Raw genomic sequence first — 13,062 nt, 5'->3', positions numbered from 1 at the left:
GATAAAATCAGCAGCATTTGCGTCGGCCGATTCGACTCGCGCGTAAAATTTGAAGGTTCAATTAAGGAGTGTCCTCCATTGTGCCGCGGTGCAGCGTGGGTCGCAACGATGCGACGCGCGGCTGCCGGGGTGGCCTGGTGACGAGACCGGCCGCTCGAAGTGAAATGCATCTTGGTGGACGGTGGGAATGCCGAAGTTTCGTTTGCGGATCAGGGGACGCCTGTACGCAGGCTTCATGGCCTTGGTGGTGGTTGGTCTCGTGATGGCGGTGGTTGCCGTCTGGAATTTGCGGGCGGTGCAGGAGCAGGTTGCAAGACAATCCGCGCTCTCGGACAGCACGGCGCGGGTGTTGGAAATTTCGACCCATCTTCAGGCGATCCAGCGCGCCAATCTGCGCTACGTCTACGACGCCGACGAATCCGCGATGAAAGAGGCGCTGGAGCGGGAAACCGCCGCAACCGAGCTGTTGCGTGTCGGTGCGAAGGGAACGGCCTCCGAGGAGCGGCGGGCGCTCTACAACGGCCTGATCGACGACATCGCCAAGATGCGACGCTTGCGCGACAACCTCGGCGACGCCGTCAACGAGGCGAGAACGGGCAAGGCCACGTTGCTGCCGAGCGGCGAGGAACTGGCCGTCAAGATGGGCAAGCTGGTCGATGCGGCGCGCGCAGCCGTCGACGAAGACACCGCGGCCCTCGTCGCTGACCTCGAATCCAGAACCCTCCTCGTTCGGGTTGCAAACTGGCGCTTCCTGGCGCTGCGCGACGCGCAGGGGCCGGCGAATTTCAGGGCGAGCGTAGACAGGGCGGCGCAACGGCTCGCGGCCCTCGAAAAGAGCCCGCAGGCGACGGAATTGCGATCCACGCTCGCGCCGGTGAAGACCTCGCTCGGGATCTACAAATCCGCGTTCGAGTCGACCTCCGCCGCAATGCTCCAGGCGGACGAAATCTACCACAAGGACCTCGCGCCCCTCATCGTTGGCAGCATCGGCAGGCTCAAGGCCGCGGAAACGACCCTGAAGAAGGACTATCAGGGCTCGCGAAATGAAGCCGACGCCGTGATCGCGGGCACGACGACCATTCAGGAGGTCGCCGGCGGCCTCGCCATCCTGTTCGGCGGCATCGTCGCCTTCCTGATCGCTCGCAGCATCGTCGGTCCTCTGACCTTGATGACGCGTGCGATGGGGCTGATTGCCGGCGGCAATCTCGTGGTCGAGATCCCCGGTCGCGGCAAGGCTGACGAGATCGGCGACATGGCCAAGGCGATCCAGGTGTTCAAGGACAACATGATCGACACCGAACGCATGCGCGCCGAGCAGTCCGAGCTCGAGGCGCGGCAGGCCGAGAGCCGCAAGAAGGACATGGTCAGGCTGGCCGACCAGTTCGAGCAGGCGGTCGGCGAGATCGTGAATACGGTGTCGTCGGCCTCGAACGAGCTCGAAGCCTCCGCCGGCACTCTCACCACGACCGCCTCGCGGGCCCAGGACCTGTCGACGGAGGTCGCCAGCGCCTCGCAGGAGGCTTCGGCCAATGTGCAGGCGGTCGCTTCGGCGACCGAGGAGCTCTCCTCCTCGGTGTCCGAGATCGCCCGCCAGGTGCAGGAATCCGCCCGTATCGCGGTTGAGGCCGTCGGTCAGGCGAGCAGGACCAATGACCGCGTCGGCGCTCTCTCCAAGGCCGCCGCCCGGATTGGAGACGTGGTCGAGCTGATCAGCACGATCGCCGGCCAGACCAATTTGCTGGCCCTGAACGCCACCATCGAGGCGGCGCGCGCGGGCGATGCTGGTCGCGGATTTGCCGTGGTCGCCTCCGAGGTCAAGGCGCTCGCCGAGCAGACCGCGAAGGCCACCGGTGAGATCGCCCAGCAGGTTTCCGGCATCCAGGCCGCGACGGAAGAATCGGTCGGGTCCATTAGGGAAATCAGCGGCACCATCGAGCGGCTATCGGAGATTTCGTCGACGGTCGCGGCCGCCGTGGAGCAGCAGGGCGCGGCGACGCAGGAGATTTCCCGCAACGTCCAGCAGGCGGCCCATGGCACGCAGAGGGTGTCGTCCAACATCGGCGACGTGCAGCGCGGCGCCTCCGAAACCGGATCGGCCTCATCGCAGGTGTTGTCGGCGGCGCGCTCGCTGTCGGCCGACAGCAACCGGCTGAAGCAGGAAGTGGCCAAGTTCCTGAATTCGGTCCACGCCGCCTGAGTCTCAAACGCAAAAGGCCACGCGCATGCGCGTGGCCTCGAAGAGCGGGGCGGTGCGATCAGGCGACCTTGGTCGCCATGTGCTTGAACATGTTGGCGCGCGCCTCGTCGTCCATCTCCGCCTTGAAGGTGAACTTGTCCTTCAGCGCGATCGCACGCGCCGCCGCCGGGCGCGCCGAGATCTCGTCCACCAGCCGCTTCACGTTCGGGTAGCGCGCGAAGGCGTCGTCGCCGAGCTTGAACGGCAACATCCGCGCCCAGCCCCACATCGCCATGTCGACGATCGAATAGCTGTCGCCGACCATGTAGCTGCGCCCGTCGAGGTGACCGTCGAGAATCTTGTAATGGCGATCGGTCTCGTACTGGTAGCGGTTATGGGCGTAGTCGTGGTTCTGGTCCTTCGGCGCGAAGTGCTTGAAGTGCACGGCCTGGCCTGAATAGGGCCCGACCCCGGTGGCGATGAACATCAGCCAGGACAGCGTCTCGCCGCGAACGCCGGCCGCGGGCAGGAACTTTCCGGTCTTCTCGGCGAGATAGAGCAGGATGGCGTTGCTGTCGAAAACAATCGTGCCGCCGTCGTCGATCGCCGGCACCTTGCTGTTCGGATTGATCTTGAGGAATTCCGGCGCGAATTGCTCGCCCTTGCGGGTGTCGATCTTCACCGGCTCGAAGGGCAGGCCGGCCTCTTCCAGGAAAAGCGCGACCTTGGTCGGGTTCGGCGAGCCGTTGAAATAGAATTTGAGCACGTTTGTCTCTCCAATCATCATTTTAGAGAATGGATGCAGCGTCGCTGCCTTCTCTGCCTGAACACGGACTGGGGGCGCAACCGGCGAGTTTGCCGGGCGGTACCTGCGCGCCGCGCAGATCAGCCGGCGTAACAAAGGCCGATCACCGCCGTAATGGCGGCGCCGAACGACCACCACGGTCAATTCCGGGGCTCGCCTCTTGGCGCGAGCCCGGAATGACGAGGGAGGGCGAGCTACCCCGCCGCCATGCCGGCGCGGATTTCGGCGCGCAGCTCGTCGATCAGCTTGAGGCCCTTCTTGGTCTCGACGTGCCAGAAGGTCCAGCCGTTGCAGGCCTGCGCGCCTTGCGCCACGGCGCCGATGCGGTGGATCGAGCCGACCTTGTCGCCGAACATGATGGCGCCATCGGCACGGACCAGCGCGCCGAGCTTCTTCTTGGCGTCGAACAGCTTCGTGCCGGGCATGATCATGCCGCGCTCGATCAGTTCGGAGAACGCGACCCGCGGCGCTTCGCGCGCGGTCATGAACGGGGCGAGGCTCGCCTCCGGCAGCGGCTCGACCGCGGCGATGCGCGCTTCCGCCGCCTTGGCATAGGTCTTGTCGCGCTCGAAGCCGATATAGGAGCGACCGAGGCGCTTGGCGACGGCGCCGGTGGTGCCGGTGCCGTTGAAGGGGTCGATCACGAGGTCGCCGGGCTTCGACGAGGACAGCAGCACGCGCGCGAGCAGGCCTTCCGGCTTCTGTGTCGGATGCACCTTCTTGCCGTCGGCACCCTTGAGGCGCTCCTCGCCGGTGCAAAGCGGGATCAGCCAGTCGGACCGTGCCTGCACGTCCTCGTTGGCGGCCTTCAACGCTTCGTAATTGAACGTGTAGCCCTTGGCTTTTTCGTCGCGCGCGGCCCAGATCATGGTCTCGTGCGCGTTGGTGAAGCGGCGGCCGCGGAAATTCGGCATCGGGTTCGACTTGCGCCAGACGATGTCGTTCAGGAGCCAGAAGCCGAGATCCTGCATGATCGCGCCGACGCGGAAAATGTTGTGATAGGAGCCGATCACCCAGATCGTCGCCGACGGCTTCATCGCGCGGCGCGCGGCCAGCAGCCAGGCACGGGTGAAATCGTCATAGGCGGAGAATGAATCGAACTTGTCCCAGTCGTCGTCGACGGCGTCGACGTGGGATTCGTCGGGGCGCTTGAGATCGCCCTTGAGCTGGAGATTGTAGGGCGGATCTGCGAACACCAGATCGACCGAACCAGCCTGAAGCTTCGACATCTCGGCGACGCAATCACCGAGGATGATGCGATGCGACGAAGACTCAAAATTTGTGCGGGGCGCCCTTGCAGACGCCCCGCGACGCGACTCTACCATGACTCAAGAACTCTGACTCAGGCGACGCTGTCGGCGACGCGGGACCAAACAACCGACTGACCGTTACAATGAAGCGGCAAAGTAAAAATCGACTTAACCCGCCGTTTTGTTGAGCAGGCCGCACGTCGCGTTCTACGTGCATGTCGTCGTGCGCATTCGCCGTTTTTTACAGGGGATTTTGCATTCGCTTGGGTTGCGGGAGTGATCATGGCTGCAAAAAGGCTGCAAATTTCTCTCGGAAAATATTGCTCGACCCTGGGAAAAAATTGCTGGCATCGGCGGGCTGTCGCACTAGGCAATAATTGCCGAGCGAGATATTGATAAAAGCAACGGAAATTTTACGTGTGTGGCGCGTTGAGCTTTCGCGCCTATGCGCCCAAATGATGCCAATCGAGGACTGAGGGAAGCCCGCCATGCGCTACGATGATTTCCGCCGCAGCGACGACATCGAGGATCGTCGCGATGATGGTGGAGGCGGCGGTGGCGGCGGGTTTGGCCTGCCCATGGGCGGCGGCGGGCTCGGCATCGGCACCATCATCGTGCTTGGCCTGGTCGGCTATGCCTTTGGGATCGATCCGCGCATCCTGATCGGCGGCGCCGAGATCCTCACCGGCGGGGGCCAGGCGCCGAGCTACCAGACCGACCGCCAGTCGTCCTCGACCGCGAAGCGAGGCGCGCCGACGGACGAGATGGGCAGCATGATCTCGGGCATTCTCGGCGAGATCGACGACCGCTGGAGCGAAATCTTCCAGGCCTCGGGCCAGTCCTACACCGGCCCGAAGGTCGTGCTGTTCCGCAACGTCACCAATGGCGGCCGCTGCGGCCGGGCAGAGTCGGCGATGGGGCCGTTCTATTGTCCGCCGGATCGCACCATCTTCCTCGACACCTCGTTCTTCCGCGAGGTCGAGACGCGCTTCCGCGGCTGCTCCGGCAAGTCCGCCTGCAATTTCACCACCGCCTACATCATCGCGCACGAGGCCGGCCATCACATCCAGAACCTGCTCGGCATCATTCCGCGCGTGACGCGGCTGCAGCAGCAGGCGGGCTCGAAGGCGGAGGCCAACGCGCTCCAGGTCAAGGTCGAATTGCAGGCCGATTGCCTGTCCGGCGTCTGGGTCAACCGCGAGGCGAAGAAGCGTCCGAACTTCCTCGAGGCCGGCGACATCGACGCCGCGCTGACCACGGCGAGCGCGATCGGCGACGATACGCTGCAGCGCCAGGCCACGGGACGTGTCGTGCCTGACTCCTTTACACATGGCTCGGCCGCGCAACGCAAGCAGTGGTTCATGACCGGCTACCAGCAGGGCACGGTCCAGGCCTGCAACACGTTCGGCGGCGGGCAGTAGGAGTTAGCCGACTCTGTGCCCCGGACGCAGCGTAGCGCTTCTTCAGCGGTGCGCTGCAGAGCCGGGGCCCACAACGCCGGTCTCCCAAACCTCTGAGATGGGTCCCGGCTCTGCGGTGCGGTGCTGATGTGCCGCACCTTTCCGGGACACGAGAGACGCACCCATGGCCTCCACCGACGAAGCAAAACAGTTCATCCCGCTCGACATCGCGGTGCTCACCGTGTCCGACACACGTGCGCTCGCGGATGACAAGTCCGGGCAGACGCTCGCCGACCGCCTTACAGCGGCCGGCCATCGCCTCGCCGCGCGCGAGATCGTCACCGACGATGTCGAGGCGATCCGCGCCATCGTTCGCCGCTGGATCGCGGATGGCGGAATCGACGTCGTCATCACCACCGGCGGCACCGGTTTTACCGGACGCGACGTCACCCCCGAGGCGATCGAGCCGCTGTTCGAAAAGCGCATGGACGGTTTCTCGATCGCCTTCCACATGCTGAGCCACGCCAAGATCGGGACCTCGACGATCCAGAGCCGCGCCACCGCCGGCGTCGCGGGCGCGACCTACATCTTCTGCCTGCCGGGCTCCCCCGGCGCCTGCCGCGACGGCTGGGACGGCATCCTGGCGGCTCAACTGGACTATCGTACGCGGCCCTGCAATTTCGTCGAGATCATGCCGCGGCTGGATGAGCATCTGCGAAGGCCGAAGGCCAAAGGCGCGACGGTGTGATTGCTTTGTCCCTTTTCGTCTTGTGGGAGGCGGCGCGAGTTCGTGTCCGCCGGCGTTGCTGTTCTCCTACAAGGGCGAGGGCGCAGTCATGCGCATCTCGCCCGCAGTGATCAGAGATCTCGCTCCCAGGTCTCTCCGATCAAATCCTGCCCGAAGCTGCGATGCGGCTCGGTGGCGACGAGCTTGAACCCCGTGCTTTGATAGATGCCGCGTGCGGCCACCAGGATGCTCTGCGTCCACAGCGTCATTCTACTGTATCCCCGCTCACGAGCGCCCTGGAGGCACTGCTCGACCAGCGCGCGGCCGACGCCGAGGCCCCGCGCTTTCTTCTCCACCTGCAACAAGCGGAGCTTGGCGATCTCGTCGGTGGCCTTGACCAGGAAGATCGAGCCGACCGGCTCGCCGGCCACTTCCGCGATCCAGCAGTGCTCGCGTGCGGCATCGTAGTTCTTGATGAACTGAGCGCAGATCTCGGCGACCAGCGCCTCGTAGCTGATGTCCCAATTGTAGTCCGCGGCATAGGCGGCGGCCTGCCTGGAGATGACCCAGCCCATGTCGCCGACGCGATGGCTGCGCAGCACGACCGCCGCGGGCCGGGGACGTCCCTCCAGCACGGCCTCGATGGTCGCCATCGCCTGCGTCAGCCGCGTTGCATCCTCGGCCGAAAGCTGAGCCAGCATCGCGGCGACCTCGTTTTGCGAGTTCAGGTTCAGCTTGGCGTAGGTCTGGCGGCCCTTGGCAGTGAGGCTGAGCTGGTATTGCCTGCGATCTGCGGGAAGGGGCTTTCGCGTGATCAGCCCTTTTTCCTCGAAACTTTGCACGATGCGGCTGAGATAACCGGGGTCGAGGCCAAGCTCGTTTCCGATCTCCTTTGCCGCCAGTTCGTCGCGATGCGCGAGTTCGTAGAGGACTCGGGCCTCGCTGAGCGAAAACGGGCTCTTTCCCAGATGCTGGTCGAGCACACCGAGCTTGCGGGTATAGAAGCGGTTGAAGGCGCGGACCGCTGCTATGCGATCGTCGGCAACCTGTTCGGTCGCAATGGCTGACGGAGAAAGGCTTGATGGCATGGGGCACCTCGATATTTGCCATTGTCAATTAATTGTTTGACTTTGGCAAGTATGAGGCGGCTTCAGGCGACCATGACGATCCGGCTTCGCAGCATGGTCCGGGACGAGCGGCCGAGACGCCGGAGCAGCCGTGCCTCGGCGCGGCGGGCCTGCGGCGGGTAGCCGCCGATGCGATCGTAATGATCGCGCGCAATCAAAAGGCCCTGATCGCCGAAAGGCCCGATCAGCCTGCGCACTACGGCCCGGAGAATGTCGCGCAATCCAGTATCGGCGTAAGGCGAGCGCGCATAGCGGAACACGGCGGCACGGTCCCGTCCGCTGCTCGCGACGGCCTGGATGAACTGGGTGGTTTCCTCGATCCAGCCGGTTTCCAGCACGGCGCCTGCGGGCAGGAACATCAGCCAGGGCGAGCGGGCCTGGAGCGCGCCGGCCGCGAGCGCGGCGCCTTGCGAGGAACCCTCGAAGCCGACGAAACGGCAGCCTGCGACGTCGGCAACCCGCTCGATGACTCCGTTGCGGGTGCCGTCAACCAGAAGCACCTCCCGGATGATTCCGGCCGCGGCCCCGGGGACCAGCGCGGCCAGGGTCGCCACCGCGGTCTGCTCGACGCCTTCGGTCGGAATGATGACGCTCAGCATGATTGAGGCTTCAATGTCCGCATTTCGGGAGAAGCGTAGCTTGCTATGATGTTGTCATAAACACGTGGCGTTGCCGAGTGCAACTTTCCGGCGGCGCTTCGGCGTGCGATGGTAAACTGCAGCCAGTCATCGCAGCCAAATGTGTCATGCGCAGGTTGGCGATGTTGCCGAATGTTTCGGCACAGGCTCGTCCCGAGAGTGTTAGCCGGCAGCTTCACGGTGTCGTTGCGCGGCGCGGATGGTTTTTCCGGCAAGGAGGGCCGCGCCCGGCCAGAAAGGTTCGAACGGGAAATGTGTGACTTTGGTCCCCACGGAGGCCTCCTGTGAACGCCGATCAACTTGCGATTGGCCCGGCGTCGACGTTGCCGAAGCCGGAGGCTGCGCCGACCTTGCGGATCCGCGCGTTGATGCTGGGCGATCGCATCAACGCCTCCGGCCTCGAGATCGGCACGCTGGTCTCGTCGTCGCCCGCCGCCTTCCGCGTCCATGCCGGTCTTGCCGTGGTCTTCCGCTACGGCGTCGTGGTGCTGATCGGGCTGCTTCCGTCCGAGGAGAAAGTGCTGATCGATGGCCTGAAGCCGCGGGTGATTGGCGAGCTCAGCCCGTATGAGGAGGAGATCGCGCAGGCACAGCTCTGCAAGGATGAAAACACTGAGGCGATCCAGCCGGGCGGGCCGATATGCCTCGCCAAATTCTCCGACGACCGGCTGCTGCTGGTTGCGGATGCGCTCGCCAAGAGCACGTCGCTGGCGCGCGACGAACGCCGCGTCGCTGCGGTCTTCGATGTGATCGAGCCGTTTGCGCGGGAGCTTGCCGAGCACGGCCGCACGCCGCGCCGGCGCAAGGGCATCCTGCAACTGATCGGCAATGCACTGCTGGTGCAGCAGCGCGTCGCCGGCCGCGTCGCGATCGCGGAGAAGCCCGACGTGCTCTGGGAGAAGCCCGAGCTCGACCGGCTCTATTCCCGTCTGGAAGACGAGTACGAACTGAAAGAACGCCTCGACACGCTCGAGCGGAAGCTCTCCGCGGTGTCGGAGATCGCCAACGCGCTGACCGACATCATCGACACCCAACGCTCGCTCCGCCTGGAGATCGCGGTCGTCGTGCTGATCGTGATCGAGGTCGCGATCGGGTGTTTTCAGATCCTGACGGGGACGCATTGAGCGCTTTTTTCGGCGCGTTGTTGTGCCTCACATCTCCTCGAGTGTCGTAGTGTTGTAGTGTTGTAGGGTGGGCAAAGCGCAAGCGTGCCCACCACCTGTCGTGACAGAGAAAGATTGTGGGCACGGCGCTTTGCGCCTTTGCCCACCCTACGATATTGTCGCTGTAGTTTGCAGCATTGCCGCGCAACGCCTCGCGATCATCAGCTCCTCGTTCGTGGGAATGACGAACGCATCGACAGCGCTGTCGCCGCTATTGATGCGCTCGAGTGCCCTGTCATTCGCAGTTGCATCGATGCGCACGCCCATCCAGGCAAGACGTTCGCCGATGCCGCTGCGGATCTCCTTGGCGTGCTCGCCGATGCCGCCGGTGAAGACCAGACAGTCGAGGCCGCCAAGCGTCGTCGCCATCATCGCGACCTGCTGCGCCGCGCGGAAGGTGAAGAGATCGACCGCCTCTCGTGCTTCCATCTCGCCGCTCGCGAGCAGCGCGCGCATGTCCGCGGAGATGCCGGAGACGCCGAACAGGCCGGACTCGTGATAGAGCAGGTGCTGGACGGCCTCTATCGACATCTTGTCGTGCTGTTGCAGGTATAGCAACACGCCAGGATCGATCGTACCGCAGCGGGTGCCCATCACGAGGCCGTCGAGCGGCGTCAGGCCCATGGTGGTGTCGACGCTGCTTCCGTTGCGCAACGCGCACAGGCTGGCGCCGTTGCCGAGATGCGCGATGACGACGCGCTTGGCGACGAGCTCCGGCGCAATCTCGGCGAGGCGGCTTGCGACATATTCGAAGGAGAGGCCGTGAAATCCGTAGCGTCGGACGCCGCGTTCCTCGTAGCGCCTGGGAATGGCGAAGCGGCTCGCGGGCGGCGTCAGACCGTGGTGGAACGCCGTATCGAAGCACGCGATCTGCGTCAGTGCTGGCCGGATGGCCGCGAGCGCGCGAATTGGCGCGAGGCACCGCGGCTGGTGCAACGGCGCCAGCGGCGTCAATGCCTCCAGCTTCGCGATGACATCCTCGGTCAGCGCGACCGGGCCTGACTGGTCCGGCCCGCCATGAACGATGCGATGGCCGACGGCGCACAGATGATGATGTTGGCCGAACCGGTCCTCGATGAAGGCGAGCACATCGGCGAACAGATGGCCGCCATCGGCGTCCGGCGCCTCTCTCCGTGTCTCGAACAGGTCTTCGCCCGTCGGGCTCTTCACCACGAGCCCAGGTTTTGCCTCCTGCTCGTCGAGCAGGCCCTTGCAGAGCAGGCTGGGCTCAACAGCCGAGATGTCGAACAGGCCGAACTTGATGCTCGACGATCCCGAGTTGAGGACGAGGACTGACGCCGATGCCGGCATGATGTCAGCCCGTCTTGCCCGGCCAGGTCCAGTCGCGGATCTCAGGCATGTCCTCGCCATGCTCGCGAATGTAGCGCGAATGCTCGATCAGCGCGTCGCGGAACTGCTGCTTCACAGCCGCGGCTTTGGTCGCAAGGCCCGGCACGCGTTCGATCGCCTCGATCGCGAGGTGATAGCGGTCGAGTTCGTTGAGCACGACCATGTCGAACGGCGTGGTCGTGGTGCCTTCTTCGATGAAGCCGCGCACGTGCAGGCCGGCATGGTTGGTGCGGTTATAGGTCAGCCGGTGGATCAGGTGGGGATAGCCGTGATAGGCGAACACCACCGGCTTGTCGCGCGTGAACAGGCTGTCGAAGTCGCGATCGGAAAGACCGTGTGGATGCTGCTCCTTGGGCTGAAGCGTCATCAGGTCGACGACGTTGACGACACGGATCTTCAAGTCGGGCAGCGCCTTGCGCAATAGGTCGACGGCGGCGAGCGTCTCCAGTGTCGGCACGTCGCCTGCGCAGGCCATCACCACGTCGGGCTCGCTGTTCGCGTCCTCCGTGCCGGCCCAGGTCCAGATGCCGATGCCGGCATCGCAATGGGGGGCCGCTGCTTCCATCGAGAGCCATTGCGGCGCCGGCTGCTTGCCGGCGACGATCACGTTGATGCGGTTATAGGTGCGCAGGCAGTGGTCGGCGATCCACAGCAGCGTGTTGGCATCCGGCGGGAAGTAGATACGAACGATATCGGCCTTCTTGTTGGCGACGAGATCGACGAAGCCGGGATCCTGATGGCTGAAGCCGTTATGGTCCTGACGCCAGACATGCGAGGTCAGGAGATAGTTGAGCGAGGCGATCGGGCGCCGCCACGGCAGGTGCCGCGTCACCTTCAGCCATTTGGCGTGCTGGTTGAACATGGAGTCGACGATATGGATGAAGGCCTCGTAGCAGGAGAAGAAGCCGTGGCGGCCGGTGAGCAGATAGCCTTCGAGCCAGCCCTGGCAGAGATGCTCGCTCAGGACTTCCATGACGCGGCCGTCTTGCGCCAGATGCACGTCGTAAGGCTCGATCGGCTCCATCCAGACCCGCTCGGTCTCCTCGAACACTGCATCCAGCCGGTTTGACGCGGTCTCGTCCGGGCCCACGATGCGGAAGTTGCGTTCCTTTGCGTTGAGGCGGATGACGTCGCGCAGGAATTTGCCGAGCTCGCGCGTCGCCTCGGCGATGACGCCGCCGGGCTGATGAACCTCGATGGCAAAGCTGCGGAAGTCCGGCAGCTTCAGCTCCTTCTTCAGCAGGCCGCCATTGGCGTGCGGATTGGCGCCCATGCGCCTGACACCTTCGGGCGCGAGCGCCTGAAGTTCTGGAATGAGCGCGCCGCTTTCATCAAACAGCTTTTCGGGCCCGTAGCTGCGCATCCAGTCTTCGAGAATTTTGAGATGCGCCGGATTTTCGCGGCAACCTGCAACGGGAACCTGATGTGCGCGCCAAAAACCCTCGACCTTTTTGCCGTCGACCTCCTTCGGGCCGGTCCAGCCCTTCGGGCTGCGCAGCACGATCATCGGCCAGCGCGGCCGCGCGACGCTCTTGTGGCCGTCGCGGGCGTGCTGCTGGATCGAGCGGATGCTGGCGAGCGCGACATCGAGCGCGTCAGCCATCGCCTGGTGCATCAATTTGGGATCGTCGCCCTCGACGAATAGCGGCTCGTGGCCGAACCCGCGGAACAGATCGCGGATTTCGCTGTCGGGCATCCGCCCCAGCACGGTCGGATTGGCGATCTTATAGCCGTTCAGGTGGAGGATCGGCAGCACTGCGCCGTCATGGGCGGGGTTGAGGAATTTGTTGGAGTGCCAGGACGCAGCCAGCGGGCCGGTCTCAGCCTCGCCGTCGCCGACCACGCAGGCGACGATCAAATCGGGATTGTCCAGCGCTGCGCCGTAGGCGTGCACGAGCGCGTAGCCGAGTTCACCGCCCTCGTGGATCGAGCCCGGCGTTTCCGGCGCTGCGTGGCTCGGAATGCCGCCGGGGAAGGAGAACTGCCTGAACAGCTTGCGCAATCCGTCCGAGTCGCGCGCGATGTCGGGATAGATCTCGCTGTAACTGCCTTCCAGATAGGTGTTGGCGACCATGCCTGGCCCGCCATGGCCGGGGCCGCAGACATAGACCACGCTGAGATCGAGTGCGCGGATGACGCGGTTGAGATGGGCGTAGATGAAGTTCAGGCCGGGCGTTGTGCCCCAATGGCCGAGCAAGCGCGGCTTGATGTGCTCGGGGCGCAAGGGCTCGCGCAGCAGTGGATTGTCGAGCAGATAGATTTGCCCGACGGAGAGGTAGTTCGCGGCTCGCCAGTAGCGATCGAGGAGGTCGAGGTTGCTGCTTGCCGCGGCCGATTGTTGTTGATTTGTCATGTTCCTGCTGACCTTCACCCCGGCGATCGTCACCAACATTGTTCCGCGACGATTGATCCGGCCGGCATCAAAC

General features: G+C 64.5%; 10 protein-coding genes. 4 read left to right on the top strand and 6 right to left on the bottom strand.

The genetic code is table 11. The features are described 5' to 3' along the window. The first annotated feature begins 187 nt into the window (after positions 1-187). A complete protein-coding gene (locus tag C7G42_RS22565; protein WP_199581076.1) occupies positions 188-2,197 on the top strand; it encodes a methyl-accepting chemotaxis protein in 2,010 nt (669 codons plus the stop codon). Between the two features lie 58 nt (positions 2,198-2,255). Here the strand turns inward: C7G42_RS22565 and C7G42_RS22560 are convergent, their stop codons facing one another. Beyond that, positions 2,256-2,942 (bottom strand): glutathione S-transferase family protein, encoded by a 687-nt coding sequence (locus C7G42_RS22560; RefSeq protein WP_199581075.1) that lies wholly within the window; start codon positions 2,940-2,942, stop codon positions 2,256-2,258. Positions 2,943-3,175: 233 nt separating this feature from the next. Then, entirely contained in the window at positions 3,176-4,306 is a 1,131-nt protein-coding gene (locus C7G42_RS22555) for a site-specific DNA-methyltransferase (protein ID WP_106951152.1), read from the bottom strand. Positions 4,307-4,719: 413 nt separating this feature from the next. Here C7G42_RS22555 and ypfJ point away from each other — a divergent pair, with 413 nt between their 5' ends. Next, the gene (ypfJ, locus tag C7G42_RS22550) at positions 4,720-5,652 is read left to right on the top strand and encodes a KPN_02809 family neutral zinc metallopeptidase (protein ID WP_106951151.1); all 933 of its coding nucleotides are present in this window, start codon (positions 4,720-4,722) and stop codon (positions 5,650-5,652) included. Between the two features lie 163 nt (positions 5,653-5,815). Continuing rightward, entirely contained in the window at positions 5,816-6,379 is a 564-nt protein-coding gene (moaB, locus tag C7G42_RS22545) for a molybdenum cofactor biosynthesis protein B (protein ID WP_106951150.1), read from the top strand. A 110-nt stretch (positions 6,380-6,489) separates the two neighbouring features. Here the strand turns inward: moaB and C7G42_RS22540 are convergent, their stop codons facing one another. Together C7G42_RS22540 and C7G42_RS22535 are read right to left on the bottom strand one after the other, a co-directional pair. Continuing rightward, on the bottom strand, positions 6,490-7,446 hold the full coding sequence (locus tag C7G42_RS22540; protein ID WP_106951149.1) for a bifunctional helix-turn-helix transcriptional regulator/GNAT family N-acetyltransferase: 957 nt from the start codon (positions 7,444-7,446) through the stop codon (positions 6,490-6,492). A 62-nt stretch (positions 7,447-7,508) separates the two neighbouring features. Further along, complete coding sequence (locus tag C7G42_RS22535) at positions 7,509-8,084, bottom strand: glycosyltransferase family protein (RefSeq protein ID WP_106951148.1); 576 nt, start codon at positions 8,082-8,084, stop codon at positions 7,509-7,511. Positions 8,085-8,407: 323 nt separating this feature from the next. On the opposite strand from C7G42_RS22535, the gene C7G42_RS22530 reads away from it, so the two are divergent. Beyond that, entirely contained in the window at positions 8,408-9,247 is an 840-nt protein-coding gene (locus tag C7G42_RS22530) for an RMD1 family protein (RefSeq protein ID WP_106951147.1), read from the top strand. Positions 9,248-9,394: 147 nt separating this feature from the next. Here the strand turns inward: C7G42_RS22530 and C7G42_RS22525 are convergent, their stop codons facing one another. Together C7G42_RS22525 and C7G42_RS22520 are read right to left on the bottom strand one after the other, a co-directional pair. Continuing rightward, a complete protein-coding gene (locus C7G42_RS22525) occupies positions 9,395-10,597 on the bottom strand; it encodes an acetate/propionate family kinase (RefSeq protein WP_106951146.1) in 1,203 nt (400 codons plus the stop codon). Between the two features lie 4 nt (positions 10,598-10,601). Continuing rightward, positions 10,602-12,989: a phosphoketolase family protein gene (locus tag C7G42_RS22520; RefSeq protein ID WP_199581074.1), complete on the bottom strand. Its 2,388-nt coding sequence runs from the start codon at positions 12,987-12,989 to the stop codon at positions 10,602-10,604. Positions 12,990-13,062: the final 73 nt, after the last annotated feature.

This window comes from Bradyrhizobium sp. MOS003, assembly GCF_003020125.1.
Taxonomy (GTDB): domain Bacteria; phylum Pseudomonadota; class Alphaproteobacteria; order Rhizobiales; family Xanthobacteraceae; genus Bradyrhizobium.
This window is presented reverse-complemented; position numbering and strand designations above follow the sequence as displayed.

Coding starts and splice junctions, on each gene's coding strand:
- C7G42_RS22565 (WP_199581076.1), top strand. CDS start 188: ATGCCGAAGTTTCGTTTGCGGATCAGGGGACGCCTGTACGCAGGCTTC.
- C7G42_RS22555 (WP_106951152.1), bottom strand. CDS start 4,306: ATGGTAGAGTCGCGTCGCGGGGCGTCTGCAAGGGCGCCCCGCACAAAT.
- ypfJ (WP_106951151.1), top strand. CDS start 4,720: ATGCGCTACGATGATTTCCGCCGCAGCGACGACATCGAGGATCGTCGC.
- moaB (WP_106951150.1), top strand. CDS start 5,816: ATGGCCTCCACCGACGAAGCAAAACAGTTCATCCCGCTCGACATCGCG.
- C7G42_RS22540 (WP_106951149.1), bottom strand. CDS start 7,446: ATGCCATCAAGCCTTTCTCCGTCAGCCATTGCGACCGAACAGGTTGCC.
- C7G42_RS22535 (WP_106951148.1), bottom strand. CDS start 8,084: ATGCTGAGCGTCATCATTCCGACCGAAGGCGTCGAGCAGACCGCGGTG.
- C7G42_RS22525 (WP_106951146.1), bottom strand. CDS start 10,597: ATGCCGGCATCGGCGTCAGTCCTCGTCCTCAACTCGGGATCGTCGAGC.
- C7G42_RS22520 (WP_199581074.1), bottom strand. CDS start 12,989: ATGACAAATCAACAACAATCGGCCGCGGCAAGCAGCAACCTCGACCTC.